This is a genomic window from Streptomyces graminofaciens, from assembly GCF_030294945.1.
Taxonomy (GTDB): Bacteria; Actinomycetota; Actinomycetes; order Streptomycetales; family Streptomycetaceae; genus Streptomyces; species Streptomyces graminofaciens.
On record NZ_AP018448.1, the window covers coordinates 6,762,608 to 6,787,225 of the forward strand.

The window sequence follows — 24,618 nt, forward strand, 5'->3', positions numbered from 1 at the left end:
CACACAGGGAGCAACCGGAATGGGTTCGGTTCGCGTAGCCGTCGTCGGTGTGGGCAACTGCGCCGCGTCGTTGGTGCAGGGAGTCGAGTACTACAAGGACGCCGACCCGGCGTCCAGGGTCCCGGGCCTCATGCATGTGCAGTTCGGTGACTACCACGTGCGTGACGTGGAGTTCGTCGCGGCCTTCGATGTCGACGCGAAGAAGGTCGGGCTCGACCTCGCGGACGCCATCGGCGCCTCCGAGAACAACACCATCAAGATCTGTGACGTGCCGAGCACCGGTGTGACCGTGCAGCGCGGCCACACGCTGGACGGTCTGGGCAAGTACTACCGCGAGACGATCGAGGAGTCCGCCGAGGCCCCGGTCGACGTGGTCCAGGTCCTCAAGGACAAGCAGGTGGACGTCCTCGTCTGCTACCTGCCCGTGGGTTCCGAGGACGCGGCGAAGTTCTACGCCCAGTGCGCCATCGACGCCAAGGTCGCCTTCGTCAACGCCCTTCCGGTCTTCATCGCCGGTACGAAGGAGTGGGCGGACAAGTTCGTCGAGGCGGGCGTCCCGATCATCGGTGACGACATCAAGTCGCAGGTCGGCGCCACCATCACGCACCGCGTCATGGCGAAGCTGTTCGAGGACCGGGGCGTCGTCCTGGACCGCACGATGCAGCTGAACGTCGGCGGCAACATGGACTTCAAGAACATGCTCGAGCGCGACCGCCTCGAGTCCAAGAAGATCTCCAAGACGCAGGCCGTCACCTCCCAGATCCCCGACCGGGACCTCGGCGAGAAGAACGTCCACATCGGCCCGTCGGACTACGTGGCGTGGCTCGACGACCGCAAGTGGGCGTACGTCCGTCTCGAGGGCCGTGCCTTCGGCGACGTCCCGCTGAACCTGGAGTACAAGCTCGAGGTCTGGGACTCCCCGAACTCCGCGGGTGTCATCATCGACGCCCTGCGCGCCGCGAAGATCGCCAAGGACCGCGGCATCGGCGGTCCGATCCTGTCGGCGTCGAGCTACTTCATGAAGTCCCCGCCGGTCCAGTACTTCGACGACGAGGCCCGCGAGAACGTCGAGAAGTTCATCAAGGGTGAGGTCGAGCGCTAGCGCGGCACAACTCAGTGTGCGCCGGCGCGACACGGCACGGTGTGCTGAACCGGCTCGTTCGCCGGGCTGTCGAGGGTCCCTGGGTCGTGTGCCCGGGGGCCCTCCCCCTATGTGAGGCTGTGGCCCATGTCCGTCGTGCGCGATCTGCGGGTCCTGCTCCGCTTCCGGGACTTCCGGCGTCTGCTCGCCGTACGCCTGCTCTCCCAGGGAGCCGACGGCGTCTACCAGGTCGCGCTCGCCACCTACGTCGTCTTCTCTCCCGAGAAACAGACCTCCGCGGCCGCGATCGCCTCCGCGATGGCCGTCCTGCTCCTTCCCTACTCACTCGTCGGCCCCTTCGCAGGCGTCCTGCTGGACCGCTGGCGACGCCGCCAGGTCCTGCTGTACGGCAATCTGCTGCGCGCGCTGCTGGCGTCCGTGACAGCCGTGCTGATCCTGAGTCACGTGCCCGACTGGCTCTTCTACGTCTCCGCGCTGTGCGTCACCGCGGTCAACCGCTTCGTGCTGGCCGGGCTCTCGGCAGCACTGCCCCGCGTGGTCGACGCCGAGCGCCTGGTCGTGGCCAACTCACTCTCCCCGACCGCCGGAACGCTCGCCGCGACCGCGGGAGGCGGACTCGCCTTCGTCGTACGGCTGGTGGGCTCGGACTCCGACGCGGTGGTGGTCCTCCTCGGCGCCGCTCTGTATCTGTGCTCGGCCCTGGCCTCCCTGCGCATCGGCCGGGAACTGCTCGGGCCCGACCCTGAGTTGGTGCAGCCGCAGCTGACCACGGCGCTCGCCGGCACGGCGCGGGGTCTGGTGGCGGGTGTACGGCATCTCGCCGAGCCCGGGCGGCGGACGGCCGCGTGGGCGCTGGCCTCGATGACGCTGATGCGGTTCTGCTACGGCGCCCTGACGGTCATGGTGCTCATGCTGTGCCGGTACGCCTGGTCCTCCGACGCCTCCGGATCGACCGACTCGGACCAAGGGCTGGCCCTCCTCGGTCTGGCCGTGGCCATCTCGGGGGCGGGCTTCTTCGCCGCGGCGGTGGTGACCCCGTGGACGGTCGGCCGACTGGGCCCGGGCCGCTGGATCGTGGTGTGCGCAGCGGCCGCAGCCGTGCTGGAACCCGCGCTGGGCCTGCCCTTCACCGAAGTGCCGATACTGGTCGCGGCGTTCGTCCTGGGCCTCGTCACGCAGGGATCGAAAATCGCCACGGACACGATCGTCCAGTCCTCGGTCGACGACGGGTTCCGCGGCCGGATCTTCTCGCTCTACGACGTCCTGTTCAACGTCGCCTTCGTCGGCGCCGCGGCGGTGGCCGCTCTGATGCTCCCGCCGGACGGTCGCTCAGTCTCGTTGGTGGTCACGATCGCTGTTATCTACGGAGCGATTGCTGCGGCTATGGGCCGCTTTGGCGCGCAGTAAGTGTCACATCAAGGCCACAGAGTCTTCCTTAAGTTCAGACTTGCCTGCGTGCCCCGGTAGCTTACGTGCGTCTTATTTTCACACCACGCGTTTCGCGCCACGCGCACCCGTATCTCGAGGGGGACCCCCAAGTGACCACTCCGCCGCCAGAGGGCCAGAACCCGTACGCCCAGGAGCCCACCACCGCGGTGGCGCAGCCCGGCCAGCCGGGGGCGCCCCAGCAGCCTTACGCGCCGTTCCCCGGTCAGGGCGCGCCCGTTCCGCCGCCGGCCAAGAGCAAGAAGCTGGTCCGCTTCCTCGGCATCGTCGTCGTCGTCATAGTCGGCCTCGCCGTGAAGTTCGGCATCGGCTGGTTCATGGGCCAGACCGACGCGGAGACCACCTCTGTGGGCGCGTGCATGCACAACGACGGCACGAACACCACGCCGGACCTCAACGAGGTGGACTGCTCTGACAGCGGCGCCGAGTACAAGGTGGTGGAGAAGTTCGACGACACCAGCGACAGCACCAAGTGTGAGTCCGTGAAGGAAGCGGAGCTCTCCTACTACCAGGTGGGCGGCGGCCACAACGTCGTGCTCTGCCTGAAGTCGGTCTAGTCGGACGCAGGCAACGCACCGAGGGGCGATGTTTCACGTGAAACATCGCCCCTCGGTGCGTGTGAGAACCGGTTCGGTCGGTGCCGAACCAGCGCGGTCGGGGTCATGTTTCACGTGAAACATGACCCCGACCGCATGCTCATCCCTGCTCGGCCCACCACTCCTTGAGTGCTGTCACCGCCGCATCGTGCTCCATCGGACCGTTCTCCAGCCGCAGTTCCAGCAGGAACTTGTACGCCTGACCGATGGCCGGTCCAGGGCCGACACCGAGGATCTCCATGATCTGGTTGCCGTCGAGGTCCGGGCGAATGGCGTCCAACTCTTCCTGCTCCTGGAGCTGAGCGATGCGCTCCTCCAGACCGTCGTACGCGCGGGACAGGGCGTTCGCCCTACGCTTGTTGCGCGTGGTGCAGTCGGAGCGGGTCAGCTTGTGGAGCCGGTCGAGCAGTGGGCCCGCGTCGCGTACGTAACGCCGGACGGCGGAGTCCGTCCACTCCCCGGTGCCGTACCCGTGGAAGCGCAGGTGCAGCTCGACCAGCCGCGAGACGTCCTTGACGAGTTCGTTGGAGTACTTGAGCGCCAACATGCGCTTCTTGGTCATCTTGGCGCCCACCACCTCGTGGTGGTGGAACGAGACCCGGCCATCGCTCTCGAAGCGGCGCGTGCGCGGCTTGCCGATGTCGTGCAGCAGTGCGGCGAGCCGGAGCGTGAGGTCCGGGCCGCCCTCCTCCAGCGCGATCGCCTGCTCCAGAACGATCAGCGTGTGGTCGTAGACGTCCTTGTGCCGGTGATGCTCGTCGCGCTCCAGCCGCAGCGCCGGCAACTCGGGCAGGACGTGGTCGGCGAGCCCGGTGTCGACCAGCAGCCGCAGACCCTTGCGCGGATGGGCGGACAGGATCAGCTTGTTCAGCTCGTCCCGCACCCGCTCCGCCGAGACGATCTCAAGGCGCCCGGCCATCTCGGTCATCGCCGAGACGACCTCCGGGGCCACCTCGAAGTCGAGCTGCGCGGCGAAGCGCGCGGCCCGCATCATCCGCAGCGGGTCGTCGGAGAAGGACTCCTCCGGGGTGCCGGGGGTTCGCAGCACCTTTGCCGAAAGATCCACCAGCCCGCCGTGCGGGTCGATGAACTCCTTCGCGGGGAGGGCCACGGCCATCGCGTTCACCGTGAAGTCACGCCGGACGAGGTCTTCCTCGATCGAGTCGCCGTACGACACCTCGGGCTTGCGCGAGGTCCGGTCGTACGCCTCCGACCGGTACGTGGTCACCTCGATCTGGTAGCCGTCCTTGTGCGCCCCCACCGTGCCGAAGGCGATCCCGACCTCCCACACCGCGTCCGCCCAGGGACGCACGATCTTCAGCACGTCATCGGGACGGGCGTCCGTCGTGAAGTCCAGATCGTTGCCGAGCCGGCCCAGCAGTGCGTCCCGGACCGAACCGCCGACCAGGGCGAGCGAGAACCCGGCCTCCTGAAAACGGCGGGCGAGGTCGTCGGCGACAGGGGACACCCGCAGCAGTTCACTCACCGCGCGGCTCTGCACCTGGCTCAGGGCACTGGGGTCTTCGTTGGCGTTCGGCACAGCAGAAAAGGTTACGTGGCCCCGGCAGCCCCAGTCGCCTCCATTGAATGTGCACATGGGCTTGGCGCAGGTGACGCTTGCGACGACCCATTTGATACCTGCACATAAAGGGACAGTCCGGTCTCCTCCACGGATCTTGTGGTGCGGACCGCGGCACTTCCCCTCAGCGCACATCGTTACCATGCGTGGACGCACATTCCGACGACCACTGACGACGACGAGGGACGGGCGAGCGCGTGGCCGAGGCGGCAGACTTCCAGGGGACGAGTCCCTCACCTGCCCGCCGGTGGCTGCTGCGCACCGGAGCCCTGGTCGCGGGTGCGCCTCTACTGGCCGGTCTGCTCCAATTGCCCATGGCCCTGGAGACACAGGCGGCGCAGCAGAGCTCAGTCGCCGACGCCACCGGGTCGAAGACCGTCGACGTCTCCCTGGACTCGCTGAGCCCCAGCGCACCCACCGACGGCGACACGATCACGGTCTCCGGCACGGTCACGAACAACAGCAAGCAGACGGTCACCGCCGCGCATGTGGGCCTGCACGTGGCCTCGACGCCCCTGGCGGGTCGTACGGCGCTCGACGACGCCACCAAGCGCACCGGCTTCGACCAGTACCTCGACGGGGCCGAGGTGGGCGGGAAGTACGACGAGAAGTTCTCCAAGCTCGCTCCGGGCGTGGCACAGCCCTTCACCATCTCGGTGCCCGTCAAGGCGCTGGACCTCGGCGCGGACGGCGTCTACCAGGTCGGGGTGTCGCTCTCGGGCCGGACCGCCGCCGCCCAGTACGACCAGGTACTCGGCATCCAGCGCACGTTCGTCCCGTGGCAGCCGGAAGAGGCGGACACGGAGACCAGGACGACGTACCTCTGGCCGTTGATCTCCACGACCCACCTCACGGCCGAGACGGGTCCCGGCGAGCAGCAGACGCCCGTCTTCCTCAATGACGACCTGGCCAAGGAAATCTCCGCGGGCGGCCGTCTGGAGCAGATGGTGACGCTGGGCAAGGACCTCGACGTCACCTGGGTGATCGACCCGGATCTGCTGGCGTCCGTCATCGCGATGACGGAGAACTACCGCGTCCAGAGCGGCACCACCACCGTCGCGGGCAAGAACCAGGCCGTCGCCAAGCAGTGGCTGGCCGGACTGGAGAAGGCGGTCCAGGACAAGGAAGTCGTCGCCCTCCCCTTCGCCGACCCCGACCTCGCGTCGCTGGCGCACAACGGCAGGACCATCACCGGGTCCCTCAGCCGGTTGAAGTACGCCACCGACGTGGCCTCGGACACGGTCAGGAACATCCTCCGCGTCGAGCCGGACACGGACTTCGCCTGGCCCGTGGACGGCGCCGTCGACCCCTCGATCGTCAAGGTCGCCATCTCCGCGGGCGCCGACAAGGTGATCGCCCGCAGCGACAGCCTCCAGGAGACGGGCGGGCTGTCGTACACGCCCAGCGCGGCCCGTCCCATCGGCGGCGGTACGACGGCCGTGGTCGCGGACGCGAGGCTGTCGACGGCGTTCCAGGGGGACATGACGGAGGCCGAGAGCTCCACGCTCGCGGTGCAGAAGTTCCTCTCCCAGAGCCTGCTGACGAACCTCCAGACGAACAAACAGCGCAGCATCGTGATCGCCCCGCAGCGCATGCCGTCGGCGAGCCAGGCGCAGACGATGGCCCAGGCCCTGACAGCTCTCCAGGGCGGTACGTGGTCGCAGTCCCAGGAACTGTCCCGGGCCGCCGACGCGAAGCCCGACCCGGGCGCCACCACCAAGATCCCGTCCGCTTCCGCCTACCCCTCGAAGCTGCGCAAGCAGGCGCTGCCGAAGTCGGCGTTCGAGCAGGCCCAGGCGACCCAGAGCGACCTCGACCAATTCAAGGTGATCCTCACCGACGAGTCCCGCGTGGTCACGCCCTTCGGCCGGGCCATGGACCGGGAGACGTCCGCCTCCTGGCGCGGCCGGGCCACCGACGCGGTGACCTACCGGGACAACGTGCAGTCGTACCTCGACACCCTCACCGAGCAGGTCCGGCTGATCGAGAAGTCCGAGACGAAGCTCTCGGGCCGCAGCGCCACGATCCCGGTGACGGTGCAGAACAACCTGGTGCAGGGCGTCGACAACCTGGTGCTGCGTCTCACGTCGATGCAGCCGAAACGTCTGAAGATCCGCGACGACGACTTCGCCGAGCAGACCATCGACATCTCGGGCGGGCACAGCGAGTCGGTGAAGTTCACCACGAACGCCGAGGCCAACGGTCCCATCAACGTCGTCGCCCAGCTCTACACGAAGGACGGCGAGAAGTACGGCGAAGAGGTCACCTTCACGGTGCGGGTCACCGAGATCACTCCCGCGGTGATGCTGGTCATCGCCGGCGGCCTCCTGCTGCTCGTCCTCGCCGGATTCCGTATGTACACGCAGCGCAAGCGTGCCGCCGCCAAGGCGGACGCCGAGGGCAGCTCGCAGGGCGACGGCACACAGAACAAGGACGAGGACGCGAACAACGAGGCGGCCGCTGTCGTACACACTGACGAGGTCGTAGACACTGACGAGGAGGAGTCCCCGGCTGTCGAGTCAGGGGCAGACGAGCCGGAGCACCCGAGTGACCCGCCACCGGACACCGCACCGGGAAGCGCCGACCCGTCCGGCACGGGTGAGAGAGTGGACCGTTGAGCGATTGTCGCGGCCGGTGGGGCCCGGGGACGATGAGGTGGGGTAACCATGAACGCGCCGTACGACGGTGACCGCGGCCAGGGCGCGGCCGACTCGGGCTTCCCCGAGGGCGCGCTGCCCGGGCCCGGCCAGGTGCCGCCGCAGCCGCCCGCGGACATGTACCTCCAGGACGCCTACAACCAGGACCCCTACCGGGCGCAGGACCCGGCCGCCCAGGACCCGGTGGCCGAGGCCCTCTACGACCGTGCCGCGCACCCCCCACCGGCTCCGGGCACCTACCAGCCGCAGCAGCCCCTCTACGGCCGGCCGACGACCTCGCAGTACGCCCCCGACCCGCGGGTGTGGGCCCAGACCCCGGCCCCCGAGCCGGAGGGGCCGACCCGGCACCTGCCCTACGGCGACGACGCCCGGACGACCCAGTTCGTCGGCGTGGACGACCTGGTCACCCAGGCCGGGGAGGAGCGCCACGAGCCGGACGCCTTCGCCCACCTCTTCCGTGATCAGCAGCAGGGCGGCGGATACCCGTCGACGGGCCAGCCGTCCGTCCCCGGCCCGGCCGCCGCACCCGGGCCCGTGGCACAGAGCCCGACCCCGCCGCCCGCGCCTGCTGCCGCCGCACCGACACCGAAGAAGGGCGGCAAGGCGGCAGGCCTGCTGAAGTCGAGTGCCGTGATGGCGGCGGGCACGATGGTCTCGCGCCTCACGGGTTTCATTCGCTCCGCGATGATCGTTTCGGCGCTGGGCTACGCCCTGCTGGGTGATGCCTTCCAGGTGGCGTACCAACTGCCGACGATGATCTACATCCTCACCGTCGGCGGTGGTCTCAACTCCGTCTTCGTGCCGCAGCTCGTGCGCGCCATGAAGGAGGACGGCGACGGTGGCGAGGCCTACGCCAACCGCCTGCTGACCCTGGTCATGGTGGTCCTCGGCGCGCTTACCGCGCTTGCCATGTTCGCCGCGCCGCTGCTCGTCCGCGCACTGTCGACACCTATCGCCAACAACGCTGAGGCCAACGACGTCGCCGTCACCTTCACCCGCTACTTCCTGCCCTCGATCTTCTTCATGGGCATCCATGTGGTGATGGGGCAGATCCTCAACGCGCGCGGCCGGTTCGGCGCGATGATGTGGACGCCGGTTCTGAACAACGTCGTCATCATCGTCACCCTCGGCACGTTCCTCTGGGTCTACGGCACCGCTGCCGACTCCCACATGGCTGTGCAGAACATCCCGCCGGAGGGCGTGCGACTGCTGGGGGTCGGCATCCTGCTCGGCCTCGTCGTCCAAGCCCTCGCGATGATCCCGTACCTGCGGGAGACCGGATTCCGGCTGCGGCTGCGCTTCGACTGGAAGGGCCACGGCCTCGGCAAGGCCGCCATGCTCGCCAAGTGGACGATCCTGTTCGTCCTCGCCAACCAGGCAGGCGCCCTCGTCGTCACCCAGTTGGCCACCGCGGCGCTCATCAAGACGAAGATCGACGGAACGGGAATCAGCGCCTACGCCAACGCACAGCTGATCTGGGGCCTGCCACAGGCCATCATCACGGTCTCGCTGATGGCCGCCCTGCTGCCGCGCATCTCGCGCTCGGCGGCGGAGGACGACACGGGTGCCGTTCGTGACGACATCTCCCAAGGCCTGCGCACGACGGCGGTCGCCATCGTGCCGATCGCCTTCGGCTTCCTCTCGCTCGGCATCCCCATGTGCACACTGATCTTCGGCTCCTCCGGCACGACCGCGGCCACGAACATGGGCTTCATGCTGATGGCCTTCGGCCTCGGCCTGATCCCGTACTCCGTGCAGTACGTCGTCCTGCGCGCCTTCTACGCGTACGAGGACACCCGGACGCCGTTCTACAACACGGTGATCGTGGCCGCCGTCAACGCGAGCGCCTCCGCGATCTGCTTCTTCGTGCTCCCGGCCCGCTGGGCCGTGGTAGGCATGGCCGCCTCGTACGGCCTGGCGTACATGACCGGTGTCGGTGTCGCCTGGCGGCGGTTGAAGAAGCGGCTCGGTGGTGACCTGGACGGAGCCAGGGTGCTGCGGACCTACGCGCGGCTGTGCATCGCCGCGCTGCCGGCGGCGCTGGTCAGCGGTGTGGCCTGCTACGGGATCAGCAAGGCTCTGGGACAGGGTGTCGGCGGCTCGATGCTGGCGCTGGTCGGAGGAGGAATCGTTCTGCTCGGTGTCTTCTATGTCGCCGCTAGGCGCATGCGCATCGAGGAGCTCAACTCGATGGTCGGTATGGTCCGGGGACGACTGGGGCGCTGAGTCGGGGTAGGCGCACAACCATCGTCCGCCGCTGCGTGTCGCTCATAGCGGCGGACTGTGGGCACAATTGGCTTTGGCGCCGCAGAGCGCTCAACGGATGGGGAGGCAGGGACGACGGTGGCGGAACGGAGCACGGCTGCCGTCGACGTGGCAGACAACAGCGGCGACGAGCCGCTGACCGCACAGGCGGACCAGTCCACGGCCGACGGGGTGGCCCAGAACCGGGAGCGGGACACGGACAGCTCGGCGAGCGAAGAGGCACAGGGGAGTGGCGGCGAGGACCTCGCGAAGACGACGCCACCCGAACTGCACAGTGGCCACAAGCTCGCCAGACGCTACCGCCTTGAAGAGTGCGTCACCCGTCTGGACGGTTTCAGCAGTTGGCGTGCGGTGGACGAGAAACTCCGTCGCGCGGTCGGTGTGCATGTGCTGCCCGCCGATCATTCACGAGCGCGCTCGGTGCTGGCGGCGGCCCGCTCGTCCGCGCTGCTCGGCGATCCCCGCTTCGTCCAAGTCCTGGACGCCGTCGAGGAGAACGACCTCGTGTACGTGGTGCACGAGTGGCTCCCCGACGCCACGGAGCTGACGGCACTCCTCGCCGCCGCCCCGCTGGAGCCGCATGACGCGTACCAGATGGTCACGCAGATCTCCCACGCCATGGCCGCCGCACACCGCGAGGGTCTCTCCCACCTCCGGCTCAACCCGAGCGCCGTACTGCGGTCCGCCTCGGGCCAGTGGCGCATCCGCGGTCTCGCGGTGAACGCCGCGCTGCGAGGCATCAGCTCCGACACCCCGCAGCGCACGGACACCGAGGCGATCGGCGCACTGCTCTACGCCGCGCTCACCCAGCGCTGGCCGTACGAGAGCGATGCGTACGGCCTCTCCGGGCTTCCCAAGGGCGTCGGGCTCATCGCCCCCGACCAGGTGCGCGCGGGCGTCCACCGAGGCCTGTCGGAGCTCGCCATGCGTGCGCTCGCCAACGACGGTGCGACCGCCTCCCGTCATGAGTCCCCGTGCACCACGCCCGAGGAACTCGTGAAGGCGATCGGTGAGATGCCCCGTATCCGCCCGCCGGAGCCGGCGTTCACCGCCCCGCCCGATTACCAGCGCACGACGTACCAGCAGGGGACCTACGGCCGCCAGGCACCGCACGCCGGCGCGACCCAGCCCATTCCGACACCGCCGCCCCCGCTGCAGAGCCGCACGGGCAGGGCCCTCAAGTGGGCGGTGTCCGCACTGCTGATCGCCGCGCTGGGCCTCGGCAGCTGGCAGCTCGCCGACGCGCTCATGGAGCACCGCGACCGGTCCGGCGACACCGACACGAGCCAGACGACGGACGACAACGACAAGAGCCCGACGAAGCCTGTCACCAAGCCGATCGCGATCAGCGGCGCGCACGACTTCGACCCGTTCGGCGACGGATCCGAGAAGCCGTCCGACATAAACAGGGCCTACGACAGCGACGCAGGGTCGTACTGGCAGACGAACTTCTACAAGGGTGCCGACTTCGGAAACCTGAAGTCGGGCCTCGGCATAATTCTCGATCTCGGCAAGGTCCAGCAGGTCGGGAAGGTGACCGTTACGTTCGTCGGGGACACGTCCGTCGAGCTCCGTGCTGCCTCCAGCGAAGCAAGCTCGGAGCCCACGTCCTTCGACGCGTACACGAAGGTCGCCGGAGGCTCCGGTACGAGCGTCACCCTCACGCCCGACAAGCCCCTCAAGTCCCGTTACCTTCTGGTCTGGCTGACCAAGCTTCCGCTGACGAACGACGGCACCTACCGCGGCCGGGTAGCGGACATCAAGGTGACCAGCTGACGGTTCTTGGACCATCAACGGATGGCGGAGCGGGCTGCTGAGAGGACCTTTCGGTGAGCTTCAGAGAGGAGAGACAGGTCTTTTCACCATTCTCCTCCGATGTTCAAAAAGCAGGTGCCGGACGCATCACGCTCACGTCCGGCACACAGTCACTCTTCAGGATTTCCTAAAACTGGTAACAGGTACCGCAGCCTGACTCCCGTCCATGATTTTCAGGGAAGCATTGTTGTTGTAGGTGTTTTCAGCCGGTTCACTTGAGCCTGGTTCGAGCCTTGCGCCCAGACACGGGCATGCGCCGCTACAGTCAGCCCCGGTGCAGGTCGTGGCTCCCGCCCGAGAAATGCTGGCAAGTGAAAGCAGGGCGGTCGCAACTTTCAGCGAACCCTGATGATCAAGGGAGTAAATGAGCTAATCTTGATCCCAATCTCTTATTTAATGTGACTTGCTCCACTACCTATCACCTGAGCCGTATGCCGGCGTACAGCACGACATCTGTCTCACTCACTCACCCATCGCGTTCCCACGGCCGATTCCGTAAGGTTGCCCCGAGGGGGGGAGACCAATGGCAGATGGCGCCGGATACGGCGAAGCAAGCGATCAGGACCTCCTCGCCCGCCATGTCGCGGGCGACCCCGACGCCTTCGGGGAACTCGTGCGGCGGCACCGCGACCGGCTGTGGGCGGTGGCACTGCGGACGCTGGGGGACCGCGAGGAGGCCGCCGACGCCGTCCAGGACGCTCTGGTCTCCGCCTATCGGGCCGCCCACACCTTCCGCGGCCAGTCGGCCGTCACGACCTGGCTGCATCGCATCACGGTGAACGCCTGCCTGGACCGTGCCCGCAAGGCGGCCTCACGCAAGACGTCGCCCGTCGACGACACCGAGCGACTCGAGCAGCTCCTGGAGCCGCACGAGTCAGCGGCCGCTCCGGCCGAGCGCAACGATCTGCACCGCCAACTGCTGGAGGCCCTGGGCACCCTGCCGCCCGACCAGCGGGCGGCACTCGTCCTGGTGGACATGCAGGGCTACCCCGTGGCGGAAGCCGCCCACGTCCTCGGTGTGCCCACGGGCACCGTCAAGAGCCGCTGTGCCCGGGGCAGAGCCAGACTTCTCCCGCTCCTGACCCATCTCCGAGCAGGAAGTGGGGGCGGTGGGAGAAAGTCGGGGGAAGGAAGGAACCGGACGCAGGGGACATCCGTCCCACCCGCAGCGGGACCAAACAATGCAGGGCCAAGCGATTCAGCTGCTGTGAAGGGCGGAGGTGGGCGAGCGTGACATCCACGACCGACACGGCCGAGCACCCGGAAGTCACCGAGCTCTCCGACCTCACCGAAGGTCTGCTGCCGCCTTCCCGTACTTCTGATCTGCGGCAGCATCTGGACGAGTGCCCGCTCTGCGCCGACGTGTACGCCTCACTGGAGGAGATTCGCGGCATGCTCGGCACCTTGCCGGGCCCTCCGCGCATGCCCGCAGATGTGGTGGGACGAATCGATGCCGCACTGGCCGCCGAAGCCCTGCTGAACGCCACGGCCCCCTATCTGGACGCCGATGGGGCACCCGTCCCTCACGACGCCTCCTCGCCGGTACAGGGCGAGAACGGCGACGCTCATGTTTCACGTGAAACATCGCCCGCCCTGGGTCGCCCTGCGGGCCACTCCCGCGCGTCCACCGGCCCTGGCCGGACGGGCAAGAAGCGCCGCACCCGCCGCAGCACAGTGGTCCTCGGCAGTGTCTTCACGGCCGCGGTCTTCGGGCTGGGCACACTCCTGGTGCAGTCGATGGGCAACGACGGTTCCGGGGACACCCCCGCAACCACTGCGGAGCGCACCGTCTCCGACACCTTCTCCGGCGTCAAGCTGGAGAAGAAGGTCACAGATCTTCTGGCCGACACCAAGGTCAAGAGCTCACCGGACAATGGCTCAGTAGGGGTCAATACCGCGCCCACCACACCCGGCGCCTCCCCGGTGAGCCCGAACACGTTCATCAAAACGGACGTGCCCGACTGCGTTGAGAAGGCCATCGGCAACAGCGTGTCCGCCCTCGCCGCCACACACGGCGTCTATGAGGGAGAGGACGCCTATCTCGTGGTGCTGGCCGACGCATCCGACGCATCCCGTGTCACCGCGTACGTCGTCGACGCCTCGTGCGTCGGCAAGGCTTCGGCGCCCGCCGGTGAGGTTCTGCTGAAGCAGTCTTACCCCCGCGCCTGAGCTCCGGCCCCACGCCTCCTGACACCCTTGCCATCCCTGTGCGGTGCCGCGTCTTCGTGTGCCCGGACACACCGGGAATGCACGCCCCTTAGGATCCGTTGGGTGGGGTGAGAGTTCCCAGAGAAGCTCCCACCGGCAGCAGTAGGCAGAAGTCTCCAGAGACGAGGAATCAAGCCGTGAGCGACGTCCGTAACGTGATCATCATCGGCTCCGGGCCCGCCGGCTACACGGCAGCGCTCTACACCGCCCGCGCATCGCTGAAGCCGCTGGTGTTCGAGGGCGCCGTCACCGCGGGTGGTGCGCTGATGAACACCACCGAGGTGGAGAACTTCCCCGGCTTCCGGGACGGCATCATGGGCCCCGATCTCATGGACAACATGCGTGCCCAGGCCGAACGCTTCGGTGCGGAGCTCATTCCGGACGACGTCATCGCCGTCGACCTGGCCGGCGAGATCAAGACCGTCACGGACACCGCGGGCACGGTGCACCGCGCCAAGGCCGTCATCGTCACCACGGGCTCGCAGCACCGCAAGCTCGGGCTGCCCAACGAGGACGCGCTCTCCGGGCGCGGTGTCTCCTGGTGCGCCACATGTGACGGGTTCTTCTTCAAGGACCAGGACATCGCCGTGATCGGTGGCGGTGACACGGCAATGGAGGAGGCCACGTTCCTCTCCCGGTTCGCCAAGTCCGTGACCGTCGTCCACCGGCGGGACACCCTGCGCGCCTCCAAGGCGATGCAGGAGCGTGCGTTCGCCGACCCGAAGATCTCCTTCGTCTGGGACAGCGAGATCGCCGCGGTCCAGGGCGACCAGAAGCTCGCAGGCCTGCAGCTGCGCAACGTCAAGACGGGCGAGACGTCCGACCTGGCGGTGACGGGTCTGTTCATCGCGATCGGCCACGACCCGCGTACGGAACTCTTCAAGGGTCAGCTCGACCTGGACGACGAGGGCTATCTGAAGGTCGCCGCCCCGTCGACCCGGACGAACCTGACCGGTGTCTTCGGCGCCGGTGACGTCGTCGACCACACCTACCGCCAGGCGATCACCGCGGCCGGTACCGGCTGTGCCGCCGCCCTCGACGCCGAGCGTTTCCTCGCCGCCCTCGCTGACGCCGAGCAGGCCGCCGAGGCCGCGAAGACCACCGTCTGACCCCGTCCGCCCCACAGCACCAACCAGTTAGGAGCCCTCAGTGGCCGGCACCCTGAAGAATGTGACCGACGACTCCTTCGAGGAGGATGTCCTCAAGAGCGACAAGCCCGTCCTGGTGGACTTCTGGGCTGCCTGGTGCGGTCCCTGCCGCCAGATCGCGCCGTCCCTCGAAGCCATCGCCGCTGAGCACGGAGACAAGATCGAGATCGTCAAGCTCAACATCGACGAGAACCCGGCCACGGCTGCCAAGTACGGCGTCATGTCCATCCCGACTCTGAACGTCTACCAGGGTGGCGAGGTCGCCAAGACCATCGTCGGCGCCAAGCCCAAGGCAGCGATCGTGCGTGACCTCGAGGACTTCATCGCCGAGTGATGTTTCACGTGAAACAAGGATGGGCCAACCCGAGGGGGTTGGCCCATCCGCATTAGAGGGGTCGCAGTGCTGGTTCCTTCTGAACGGCTCCCAGAAGTCGATCCAGTGCCAGCTCGACATCCTCCTTCCAGGAGAGCGTCGTCCGCAGCTCCAACCGCAGCCGGGGATAAGTGGGATGAGGGCGAACCGTCTTGAAGCCCACAGCCGTCAAATGGTCGGCGGGAAGAACACACGCCGACTCCTTCCAGCGAGCGTCCCCGAAAGCCTCGATCGCTTTGAAGCCCCGCCGCAGCAGATCCTTGGCGACCGTCTGGACCATCACACGGCCAAGTCCCTGTCCCTGATAGCCGGGCATGATGAAGCCGGTCATCAGCTGAACCGCGTCGGAGGACACCGGGCTCGTCGGGAACGCCGTGGAGCGCGGCACATAGGCAGGGGGCGCGTACAGCACGAAGCCCACCGGTACCTCGTCCACGTAGACGACCCGTCCACAGGATCCCCAGTCCAGCAGGACGGCGGAGATCCATGCTTCCTTCTCCAGTGCTGGAGTGCCTGCCCTTACCGCTGCTTCGCCACTGACTGGGTCCAGCTCCCAGAAGACACACGTGCGACAGCGCTTGGGAAGGTCCTGAAGGTTGTCCAGCGTGAGCGGTACGAGCCGACGCCCCATGAAGGCTGTTCCTCGCTTCCTTCGCCCGCAGCGTCGCGAGCGGCTGTCAGAGCGCTCCGCTCCTTGATCAGACTGCCGACGAAGCCGCCGACCGCCCCCAATCCCAGGCCTGCTGTCACCAGTCCGGAACGGCTCACGGTTCGCATGGCCCCCGCCTCTCCCATCAAGGTCCACCAGGTCGATGCGCCATACCAACACGCATCGTATCCACGAAGCTATTGCCTAGTAACCGCCTGAAAGCAAAGAGCGGGCTGTGTCCGGTATACATCGGACACAGCCCGTTCGGATGGTCGACCAGCCGAAAGCCGTCCTCCCAATCGAAGGATCAGGCCTCCGTCTCCTCGGAGTCGTCGTCCAGAAGACTCTTCTGAAGGGCCAGCTTCTCGCCCGGGGCGAGCGTGCTGAGGATCCGCTCGAGGTCCTCCGTGGAGGCGAACTCAACGGTGATCTTGCCCTTCTTCTGGCCCAGATCGATCTTCACCCGAGTCTCGAAACGATCCGAGAGCCGTGTCGCGAGGTCGCCCAGCGCAGGAGAGGGAACCGAGCCCGGGCGTGCCTTGGACCGCGCAGCGGTCTTCGGCCGCGAGCCCATGAGGGTGACGATCTCCTCGACGGCCCTGACCGAGAGTCCCTCGGCCACGATCCGGTGAGCCAGCTTGTCCTGCTCCTCCGCATCCTCGACCGCGAGCAGCGCACGCGCGTGTCCAGCGGAGAGAACGCCGGCGGCCACACGGCGCTGGACCAAGGGCGAGAGCTTCAGCAGACGCAAGGTGTTGGAGACCTGCGGACGGGACCGACCGATACGGTCCGCCAACTGGTCGTGCGTGCAGTTGAAGTCCTTGAGCAACTGGTCGTAGGCAGCCGCCTCTTCCAGCGGGTTCAGCTGAGCACGGTGCAGGTTCTCCAGAAGCGCGTCCAAGAGAAGCTTCTCGTCGTCCGTGGCCCGCACGATCGCCGGGATCGCCTCCAGACCTGCCTCACGGCAGGCCCTCCAGCGCCGCTCTCCCATGATGAGTTCGTAGCGAGCGGGACCCAACTGCCGTACGACGACGGGCTGGAGGAGACCGACCTCCTTGATGGAGGTGACGAGTTCCTGGAGAAGGTCGTCGTCGAACACCTCACGCGGCTGGCGCGGGTTCGGCGTGATGGAGTCCAGCGGCAGCTCTGCGAAGAAGGCCCCGATGGGTGCTGTGGCCTCCTCGGCTGCGCCGCCGTTCGGCGACAGCTCCTCTGTTTCACGTGAAACATTCGGGAGCGTGGCCACCTTCGCAGCCGCCACCCCACGCTCAGGCATGAAGACAGATGCCGCCGGTGCTGCGGCAGCGGGTCCCCCCGCCGCCGGAGAGTCCTTCTCTCCTGTCGAGGCTGCTGGGATCAGTGCGGCGAGACCACGGCCCAACCCCCTTCGTCGATCGCTCACTGGATCCCCTCCGCCATGCTCGGGTTGGTCTGTGCGCCGATATGGGCGTGCGTCGGGTCGTACCCCACGCCGACGCCCTTCAGCGCGATTTCACGGGCTGCCTCAAGGTAGGAGAGGGCACCGCTCGATCCTGGATCGTAGGTCAGCACCGTCTGCCCATAGCTCGGCGCCTCGGAGATACGGACCGAGCGCGGAATGCTCGTCCGTAGCACCTCGTCGCCGAAGTGGGTGCGCACCTCGTCTGCGACCTGAGACGCCAAGCGCGTCCGGCCGTCGTACATGGTGAGCAGGATGGTCGACACATGGAGGATGGGGTTGAGGTGCCCCCGCACCAGGTCGACATTGCGGAGCAGTTGCCCGAGGCCCTCGAGCGCGTAGTACTCGCACTGGATCGGGATGAGGACTTCCTGGCCGGCGACCAGCGCGTTGACCGTCAGCAGACCGAGCGACGGCGGGCAGTCGATGAGGATGTAGTCCAGCGGCTGCTCATACGCCTGAATCGCTCGCTGCAGTCTGCTCTCTCGTGCCACCAGGGACACCAGCTCGATCTCCGCACCGGCGAGATCGATCGTGGCGGGTGCGCAGAAGAGACCCTCGACATCGGGAACAGGCTGGACGACCTCTGCCAGCGGCTTGCTGTCGATCAGCACGTCGTAGATGGACGGCACTTCGGCGTGATGGTCGATGCCCAGAGCGGTGGACGCATTGCCCTGAGGGTCAAGGTCGATCACCAGGACACGGGCGCCGTGCAGGGCAAGCGAGGCGGCAAGGTTGACCGTGGTCGTGGTCTTACCGACCCCGCCCTTCTGGTTGGCGACCACCATGACCCGGGTCTGCTCGGGCCGGGGCAGGCCTTCACCGGCGCGGCCCAGAGCCTCCACCGCCAGTTGGGCAGCACGGCCGATGGGAGTGTCGTCCATCGGGGGCGGTGTTTCACGTGAAACATCGTCCCCCATCGACTCGGTACGGGGACCGGGGACCGGATCGGTCATCGGTCCCGCGATGTTGGCGTCGGACCGCACGGATTCACTCTCCTCGACATCAGGCTCGCAATGAACAGAGCCTCCCATGTCTTCGGGGTCGTGAACCAGTGAGGCCTGGGGTTCTGTGGAGAAATCCACCTCTGTGGACAACTCCGTTACCTCTCCGAGTGACCCGAGAGGCTTACGGTCGCGCGGTTCGGCCGCGGCGCGGCCCCGACTGATGATGCCGTGCAGCAGTGAGCGACGTTTCACGTGAAACACGATGCCTAGTGCCCCAGGCTGTCACCGCGCGACACTCCGAGATGCGCAGGTTTGGAAGCTTGTGTGGAGTACGACTCGTCGTCAGGACGGATCAGCCAACGTCCCGATCAACGGTGTCAGAGGCCATCTGTCGCGGCAGAGCGTTCACCGACGGCGACGTGCCCGCCCCGCCCTGGCCGCCTTCGCTCGCTTCGCCGCGAACCGCACACCGCCCGGACTCTCCCCCACCTCGACACGGACGACCGTGGACATCGGGTCCACCACGCCCTCGCCGACATGATGGATGGAGGTCTCCACGGCGCCGAGCTTGCTCAGAGCCGCGGCCGCGCTCTTCAGCTCCTCCTCGGCGGTATCGCCCTTGAGCGCAAGCATCTCTCCATAGGGGCGAAGCAGCGGAATGCCCCAGGTGGCCAGCCGATCCAGCGGAGCCACGGCTCGTGCCGTCACCACATGGACGGGCTGGAGTGTCCCGAGGACCTCCTCGGCGCGACCGCGGACGACAGTCACATGGTCGAGGCCCAGCAGTTCAACGACCTCGTTCAGGAAGTTCGTGCGCCGCAGCAGCGGTTCGAGCAGGGTGATCTTCAGGTCCTCACGGACGAGGGCCAGCGGAATGCCGGGCAGGCCGGCGCCCGAGCCGACGTCGCACACCGTCACGCCCTCGGGAACCACCTCGGAGAGCACCGCACAGTTCAACAGGTGCCTCTCCCACAGGCGGGGCACTTCTCGCGGGCCGATGAGCCCTCGCTGCACTCCGGCTTCCGCGAGGAGTTCGGCGTATCGGACCGCGTCCTCGTAGCGATCACCGAATACGTCGCGCGCCTGCTCGGGCGCAGGGGGAAGCTCCGCTGCCTCCGTCACGGGGACCGTCCTTCCGTACCGCAAGAGCGCACTGGGCGCTGACACCAGAACTACAGGCTGACAAAGTTCGGCCCCGTCTGCGGGCAGACGGGGCCGGAGGGACGTACGTGCCGAATCAGGCAGGCAGCACGACGACGAAGCGCTGGGGCTCCTCGCCCTCGGACTCGCTGCGCAGGCCCGCGGACTTGACCGCGTCGTGCACGACCTTGCGCTCGAAGGGCGTCATGGGCTTGAGCTTCACGGGCTCGCCGGTGCTCTTGGCCTCGGCTGCGGCCTTGGCGCCCAGCTCGGAGAGCTCAGCGCGCTTCTTGGCGCGGTAGCCCGCGATGTCCAGCATCAGACGGCTGCGGTCGCCGGTCTCGCGGTGCACGGCCAGGCGCGTGAGCTCCTGGAGCGCTTCGAGCACCTCGCCCTCCCGGCCGACGAGCTTGGTCAGATCGCGGCTGCCGGAGTCGCTGATGATCGAGACAGAGGCGCGGTCGGCCTCGACGTCCATGTCGATGTCGCCGTCGAGATCGGCGATGTCCAGCAGACCTTCCAGATAGTCCGCCGCGATCTCACCCTCCTGCTCCAGGCGGGTGAGGGTGTCGCCACCCTCGGAGGCGGCGGAGGTGGTGCCTTCCGTCACGGGATGGGCTCCTTCTTACTTCTTGGACGGGGACTTGGGGCGCTGCTGACCCTTGCGCTGACCGGACTGGGCCTTGCTGCGACCACCGCTGCCGGGCTTGGGAGCGGGCTTCTGAGCGGCGGCAGCCGGCTTGGCATCCTGCGGCTCGTCGGACTTGGTCAGCGACGTGGGCTCAGCCTTCGGCTCGACGTCGTCGGCCTTCGCATCGTCGGCCTTCGCATCGTCGGCCTTCGTGATGCCGGACTGGCGCTGGGCCTTGGACTGCCGCTTGGGCTGCTGGCGCTTGGGGGTGCCGGTCGTCGGCGTACCGTCCTCGGCGACGGCGACGGCCACGGCCTCGCTCTTCACCACGGTGCCGTCGGCCTGGGCCGCGAGGCCCTCCTTGCTCAGCCCCACGATGAACTTGCGCTCGTGCTCGTTGCGGTCGCGGCCCTTGGCGACGATGGCCTTGACGATGGTGCGCTCACGGCGGTTGCGGGTCTTGCCGTGGCTCGTGACGTGCTTGAAAAGGCGCTCGAGGTAGGCGGCCTGGGCCTTGGAACCCGGGGTCGGGTTGTTGTGGATGACGTACATCTGCTGGCCCATCGTCCACACGTTGGTGGTCAGCCAGTAGACGAGGACACCGACCGGGAAATTGATGCCGAAGACCGCGAACATGATCGGGAAGATGTACATCAGCATCTTCTGCTGCTGCATGAAGGGCGTCTTCACCGAGGTGTCGACGTTCTTCGTCATCAGCTGACGCTGCGTGTAGAACTGCGAGAACGACATCAGGACGATCATGAGCGCGGTGACCACGCGGACGTCGGTGATCGAGGCATTGAGTGCCTCGACCTTCTCCGCGCTGTCGGTGAACTTCACCGCGAGCGGGGCGCCGAAGATGTGCGCCTTCTGAGCGCTCTGCAGCAGGCTCTCGTTGATGACGCCGATGGTCTCGTTGTTCGCGATGCTGTTGAGCACGTGGTACAGGGCGAAGAAGAACGGGGACTGCGCCAGGATGGGAAGGCACGAGGAGAGCGGGTTGGTGCCCGACTCCTTGTACAGCTTCATCATCTCTTCGGACTGACGCTGCTTGTCGTTCTTGTAGCGCTCCTGGATCTTCTTCATCTCGGGCTGGAGCGTCTGCATGGCCCGGGTCGCCTTGATCTGCTTCACGAAGAGCGGGATCAGGCAGATACGGATCAGAACCACCAGGGACACGATGGACAGGCCCCAGGCCCAGCCCGTATCGGGGCCGAAGATCGCACCGTACAGCGAGTGGAACTGCACGATGACCCAGGAGACGGGTGTCGTGATGAAGCTGAAAAGACTGGCAATCGTGTCCACTAATCATGCTCCTTGGGCATGGGACGGGCTCTCTGCGGCCGGGCTCGAAGGAACAGGTCCCTCGGTGGCCGGTTCGGCGGCGGAGGTCCCGCCCTTGCGTGCGCGCCAAGCGCTGCGCAGCGACTCGTGCCACCGTGGACGCTTGCGCGGCGGGACATGGTCCACGCCACCGAGCGACCACGGATTGCACCGCAGGATGCGCCAGGCGGTGAGTGCCGTGCCCTTGATCGCACCGTGCCGGTCGATGGCCTGGTAGCCGTAGTGGGAACACGACGGGTAGTACTTGCACACCGGCCCGAGCAGCGGACTGATGGTCCACTGATACAGCTTGATCAGCGCCAGTAGCGGGTACTTCATCGTGCGCCCCCTCCCAGCAGCCGCTGTATGGCGGCGTCCAGGTCTCGGGCCAGTTGTACGTGGTCGGCGTCGCCCGCGCCGGGCAGCGCTCGTACGACTACCAGGCTACCGGGGGGCAACTGGGCGACCCGGTCGCGCATCAGATGGCGAAGCCTGCGCTTCACCTGGTTTCGTACGACAGCTCCGCCCACGGCCTTGCTCACGACGAAACCCGCACGCGTCGGGGGAGCGCTCTCCCCAGGCGCGTGCGGGTCGGTGGCACCGCTACGTAGGTGGACGACGAGGAGCGGGCGTCCTGCCCGACGTCCCCGTCGTACCGCGGTCGCGAAGTCCTCGCGCCGCCTCAGCCGATGCTCGGTAGGCAGCACGACGTCATGACCTGATCAGGATCAGGCGGACAGGCTGGCGCGACCCTTGCTGCGGCGGTTCGCGAGAATCGCGCGGCCGGCACGGGTGCGCATCCGCAGGCGGAAGCCGTGGGTCTTCGCGCGGCGACGGTTGTTCGGCTGGAAGGTGCGCTTGCTCACTCGGGGGCTCCAGAAATTAAATCGAAGTTTGCGGGTGCCGTCCTGGCTGTCACCGTGCGCCCACGAGTAGCTCGTATTAACGCCCGAGTGCACCGCTGTCCGATCACCTGACGCGATCTGTGCCCATCGGAGGCAGGCGGCAGCAGCCATCGACAACTCGACCTGGTTACGGTACGCGCGGCTACGCCATCCGGTCAAACCGGAGGTCAGCAGGAGACACTATCCACAGGCTGGGGACAACAACTTGAACCGTACCGGCCGCCGTGACTACCGTGACTGAACTTGGATTCATTCCCTTCACCTTGGCGCTCGGTCCCCGACCCGGCCCGTTGACCTCGTTCCCGACCGCACCACCCGAGTTCCACCCCGACCCGTCCCCAGAACCACACGTTCGTGGGACCTGTGAGAGAGCGTGCCCTGTGGCTGACGTACCTGCCGATCTTGCCGCAGTGTGGCCACGAGTTCTGGAGCAGCTTCTCGGTGAGGGGCGCGGGCAGGGGGTCGAGGCGAAGGACGAGCACTGGATCAAGCGCTGCCAGCCCCTGGCTCTGGTCGCGGACACGGCGCTGCTCGCGGTTCCGAACGAGTTCGCGAAGGGCGTACTCGAAGGACGGCTCGCGCCGGTCGTCAGCGAGACGTTGAGCCGGGAGTGCGGCCGCCCGATCCGGATCGCGATCACCGTCGACAGCTCGGTGGGCGAGCCCCCGGCCCCTCAGATGACGCCCCGGTACGAGGAGTCCGAGGCGCCCTCGGGCCCGGGCCGTGACGCATACGACGGTCACGGGCGTGACGCGTACGACAGTCAGGGGCGCGACCCCCGCGACTCCTACGAGAGCCCCTCCTCTTATGAGGGGCAGCCGCGCGACCCGTACGAGGGCTACGGCCGCCACCGCGCCGAGGGCAGGGGGCCCGGCCGCGGCGAGCAGCTGAGCGGCGGGCCCGCGGACCAGCTCCCGAACGGCCGCCAGGACCCGCTGCCCACCGCCCGCCCCGCGTACCCGTCCGACTACCAGCGCCCCGAGCCGGGCGCCTGGCCCCGGCCGTCGCAGGACGACTACGGCTGGCAGCAGCAGCGACTCGGCTTCCCGGAGCGGGACCCGTACGCGTCGCCGTCGTCGGACTACCGCGCGCAGTCGATGGACAGGCCGCCGTACGAGCAGCAGCGCCCGGAGTACGACTCCCCGCGCGCCGACTACGACAGGCCGGGCGGCGACTACGACCGTCCCGACCGGCGGGAGCGGCCCGAGCCGCCGTCGGGCCCGGCGCATCGGGGCGGCCCGTCGCTGCCCTCGGTCGGCGGCGGCCCCGGTCCGAAGCCCGGCCCGACGGGTGCGGGTGGTGGTGCGGGCGAGCCCACGGCACGGCTGAACCCCAAGTACCTCTTCGACACGTTCGTCATCGGTGCCTCGAACCGCTTCGCGCACGCGGCCGCGGTGGCGGTCGCCGAGGCGCCGGCGAAGGCGTACAACCCCCTCTTCATCTACGGGGAGTCGGGGCTCGGCAAGACCCACCTGCTGCACGCGATCGGCCACTACGCGCGGAGCCTCTACCCCGGCACCCGGGTGCGGTACGTGAGCTCCGAGGAGTTCACCAACGAGTTCATCAACTCCATCCGCGACGGCAAGGGCGACAGCTTCCGCAAGCGGTACCGGGAGATGGACATCCTGCTCGTCGACGACATCCAGTTCCTCGCGGACAAGGAGTCGACGCAGGAGGAGTTCTTCCACACCTTCAACACGCTCCACAACGCGAACAAGCAGATCGTGCTCTCCAGCGACCGGCCGCCCAAACAGCTGGTGACCCTGGAGGACCGGCTGCGGAACCGTTTCGAGTGGGGTCTGATCACCGACGTCCAGCCGCCCGAGCTGGAGACCCGGATCGCGATCCTGCGCAAGAAGGCGGTGCAGGAGCAGCTGAACGCCCCGCCGGAGGTGCTGGAGTTCATCGCGTCCCGGATCTCTCGCAACATCCGCGAGCTGGAGGGCGCGCTGATCCGGGTGACGGCGTTCGCGTCGCTCAACCGCCAGCCGGTGGACCTGGGACTGACCGAGATCGTCCTCAAAGACCTGATCCCCGGGGGCGAGGACTCGGCCCCGGAGATCACCGCGACGGCGATCATGGGCGCGACCGCCGACTACTTCGGCCTCACGGTCGAGGACCTGTGCGGCACCTCGCGCGGCCGCGCCCTGGTGACGGCGCGCCAGATCGCCATGTACCTGTGCCGCGAGCTGACCGACCTGTCGCTGCCGAAGATCGGCGCCCAGTTCGGCGGCCGCGACCACACCACCGTCATGCACGCCGACCGCAAGATCCGCGCGCTGATGGCCGAGCGACGCTCCATCTACAACCAGGTGACGGAGCTGACCAACCGCATCAAGAACGGCTGACAGCCACCTCGTACGCCACTGAGGGCGCCCCGGGACGAGTTCCCGAGG

At 67.6% G+C, this 24,618-nt stretch carries 21 protein-coding genes; 11 read left to right on the forward strand and 10 right to left on the reverse strand.

Annotated features, from left to right (window positions below):
• The first annotated feature begins 19 nt into the window (after nucleotides 1-19).
• From SGFS_RS29210 to SGFS_RS29220, 3 genes are all read left to right on the forward strand, one after another.
• Nucleotides 20-1,102: an inositol-3-phosphate synthase gene (locus SGFS_RS29210; protein WP_286254704.1), complete on the forward strand. Its 1,083-nt coding sequence runs from the start codon at nucleotides 20-22 to the stop codon at nucleotides 1,100-1,102.
• Nucleotides 1,103-1,228: 126 nt separating this feature from the next.
• A complete protein-coding gene (locus SGFS_RS29215; RefSeq protein WP_286254705.1) occupies nucleotides 1,229-2,509 on the forward strand; it encodes an MFS transporter in 1,281 nt (426 codons plus the stop codon).
• A 131-nt stretch (nucleotides 2,510-2,640) separates the two neighbouring features.
• Nucleotides 2,641-3,105, forward strand: coding sequence for an LppU/SCO3897 family protein (locus SGFS_RS29220; protein WP_286254706.1), 465 nt, complete (start codon nucleotides 2,641-2,643; stop codon nucleotides 3,103-3,105).
• Between the two features lie 139 nt (nucleotides 3,106-3,244).
• On the opposite strand, the gene SGFS_RS29225 is transcribed toward SGFS_RS29220, so the two are convergent.
• Nucleotides 3,245-4,684 carry a CCA tRNA nucleotidyltransferase gene (locus tag SGFS_RS29225; protein ID WP_286254707.1) on the reverse strand — a complete coding sequence of 480 codons (1,440 nt, stop codon included), beginning with the start codon at nucleotides 4,682-4,684 and terminating at the stop codon, nucleotides 3,245-3,247.
• 236 nt (nucleotides 4,685-4,920) lie between these two features.
• Here SGFS_RS29225 and SGFS_RS29230 point away from each other — a divergent pair, with 236 nt between their 5' ends.
• From SGFS_RS29230 to trxA, 7 genes are all read left to right on the forward strand, one after another.
• On the forward strand, nucleotides 4,921-7,341 hold the full coding sequence (locus SGFS_RS29230) for a DUF6049 family protein (RefSeq protein WP_286254708.1): 2,421 nt from the start codon (nucleotides 4,921-4,923) through the stop codon (nucleotides 7,339-7,341).
• Nucleotides 7,342-7,389: 48 nt separating this feature from the next.
• Nucleotides 7,390-9,606: a murein biosynthesis integral membrane protein MurJ gene (gene murJ, locus SGFS_RS29235; RefSeq protein ID WP_286254710.1), complete on the forward strand. Its 2,217-nt coding sequence runs from the start codon at nucleotides 7,390-7,392 to the stop codon at nucleotides 9,604-9,606.
• Between the two features lie 117 nt (nucleotides 9,607-9,723).
• Nucleotides 9,724-11,421: a protein kinase family protein gene (locus SGFS_RS29240; RefSeq protein ID WP_286254711.1), complete on the forward strand. Its 1,698-nt coding sequence runs from the start codon at nucleotides 9,724-9,726 to the stop codon at nucleotides 11,419-11,421.
• A gap of 562 nt (nucleotides 11,422-11,983) precedes the next feature.
• Complete coding sequence (gene sigM, locus SGFS_RS29245) at nucleotides 11,984-12,694, forward strand: RNA polymerase sigma factor SigM (RefSeq protein WP_286254713.1); 711 nt, start codon at nucleotides 11,984-11,986, stop codon at nucleotides 12,692-12,694.
• Nucleotides 12,691-13,629 carry an anti-sigma factor family protein gene (locus SGFS_RS29250; RefSeq protein ID WP_286254714.1) on the forward strand — a complete coding sequence of 313 codons (939 nt, stop codon included), beginning with the start codon at nucleotides 12,691-12,693 and terminating at the stop codon, nucleotides 13,627-13,629. The genes sigM and SGFS_RS29250 overlap by 4 nt, the downstream gene beginning before the upstream one ends.
• A gap of 176 nt (nucleotides 13,630-13,805) precedes the next feature.
• A complete protein-coding gene (trxB, locus tag SGFS_RS29255; RefSeq protein WP_286254716.1) occupies nucleotides 13,806-14,777 on the forward strand; it encodes a thioredoxin-disulfide reductase in 972 nt (323 codons plus the stop codon).
• A gap of 40 nt (nucleotides 14,778-14,817) precedes the next feature.
• Nucleotides 14,818-15,150, forward strand: coding sequence for a thioredoxin (gene trxA, locus SGFS_RS29260; RefSeq protein WP_286254717.1), 333 nt, complete (start codon nucleotides 14,818-14,820; stop codon nucleotides 15,148-15,150).
• Nucleotides 15,151-15,202: 52 nt separating this feature from the next.
• Here the strand turns inward: trxA and SGFS_RS29265 are convergent, their stop codons facing one another.
• From SGFS_RS29265 to rpmH, 9 genes are all read right to left on the reverse strand, one after another.
• The gene (locus SGFS_RS29265) at nucleotides 15,203-15,820 is read right to left on the reverse strand and encodes a GNAT family N-acetyltransferase (RefSeq protein ID WP_286254719.1); all 618 of its coding nucleotides are present in this window, start codon (nucleotides 15,818-15,820) and stop codon (nucleotides 15,203-15,205) included.
• A 325-nt stretch (nucleotides 15,821-16,145) separates the two neighbouring features.
• Nucleotides 16,146-17,240, reverse strand: a complete 1,095-nt coding sequence (locus tag SGFS_RS29270) for a ParB/RepB/Spo0J family partition protein (RefSeq protein ID WP_286254720.1) — start codon at nucleotides 17,238-17,240, stop codon at nucleotides 16,146-16,148.
• Nucleotides 17,237-18,310: a ParA family protein gene (locus SGFS_RS29275; RefSeq protein ID WP_286260123.1), complete on the reverse strand. Its 1,074-nt coding sequence runs from the start codon at nucleotides 18,308-18,310 to the stop codon at nucleotides 17,237-17,239. The genes SGFS_RS29270 and SGFS_RS29275 overlap by 4 nt, the downstream gene beginning before the upstream one ends.
• A 318-nt stretch (nucleotides 18,311-18,628) precedes the next feature.
• Entirely contained in the window at nucleotides 18,629-19,345 is a 717-nt protein-coding gene (rsmG, locus tag SGFS_RS29280) for a 16S rRNA (guanine(527)-N(7))-methyltransferase RsmG (RefSeq protein ID WP_286254722.1), read from the reverse strand.
• Nucleotides 19,346-19,460: 115 nt separating this feature from the next.
• Nucleotides 19,461-19,973, reverse strand: a complete 513-nt coding sequence (locus SGFS_RS29285) for a Jag family protein (protein WP_286254724.1) — start codon at nucleotides 19,971-19,973, stop codon at nucleotides 19,461-19,463.
• A 15-nt stretch (nucleotides 19,974-19,988) separates the two neighbouring features.
• A complete protein-coding gene (gene yidC, locus SGFS_RS29290) occupies nucleotides 19,989-21,299 on the reverse strand; it encodes a membrane protein insertase YidC (RefSeq protein WP_286254725.1) in 1,311 nt (436 codons plus the stop codon).
• Between the two features lie 3 nt (nucleotides 21,300-21,302).
• Nucleotides 21,303-21,656, reverse strand: coding sequence for a membrane protein insertion efficiency factor YidD (gene yidD, locus SGFS_RS29295; RefSeq protein WP_286254726.1), 354 nt, complete (start codon nucleotides 21,654-21,656; stop codon nucleotides 21,303-21,305).
• Entirely contained in the window at nucleotides 21,653-22,024 is a 372-nt protein-coding gene (gene rnpA, locus SGFS_RS29300; protein WP_286254728.1) for a ribonuclease P protein component, read from the reverse strand. The genes yidD and rnpA overlap by 4 nt, the downstream gene beginning before the upstream one ends.
• A 21-nt stretch (nucleotides 22,025-22,045) precedes the next feature.
• Nucleotides 22,046-22,183 (reverse strand): 50S ribosomal protein L34, encoded by a 138-nt coding sequence (gene rpmH / locus SGFS_RS29305; RefSeq protein ID WP_005482975.1) that lies wholly within the window; start codon nucleotides 22,181-22,183, stop codon nucleotides 22,046-22,048.
• Nucleotides 22,184-22,602: 419 nt separating this feature from the next.
• Here rpmH and dnaA point away from each other — a divergent pair, with 419 nt between their 5' ends.
• Nucleotides 22,603-24,570 (forward strand): chromosomal replication initiator protein DnaA, encoded by a 1,968-nt coding sequence (gene dnaA, locus SGFS_RS29310; protein WP_286254730.1) that lies wholly within the window; start codon nucleotides 22,603-22,605, stop codon nucleotides 24,568-24,570.
• The last annotated feature ends 48 nt before the right edge of the window (nucleotides 24,571-24,618 follow it).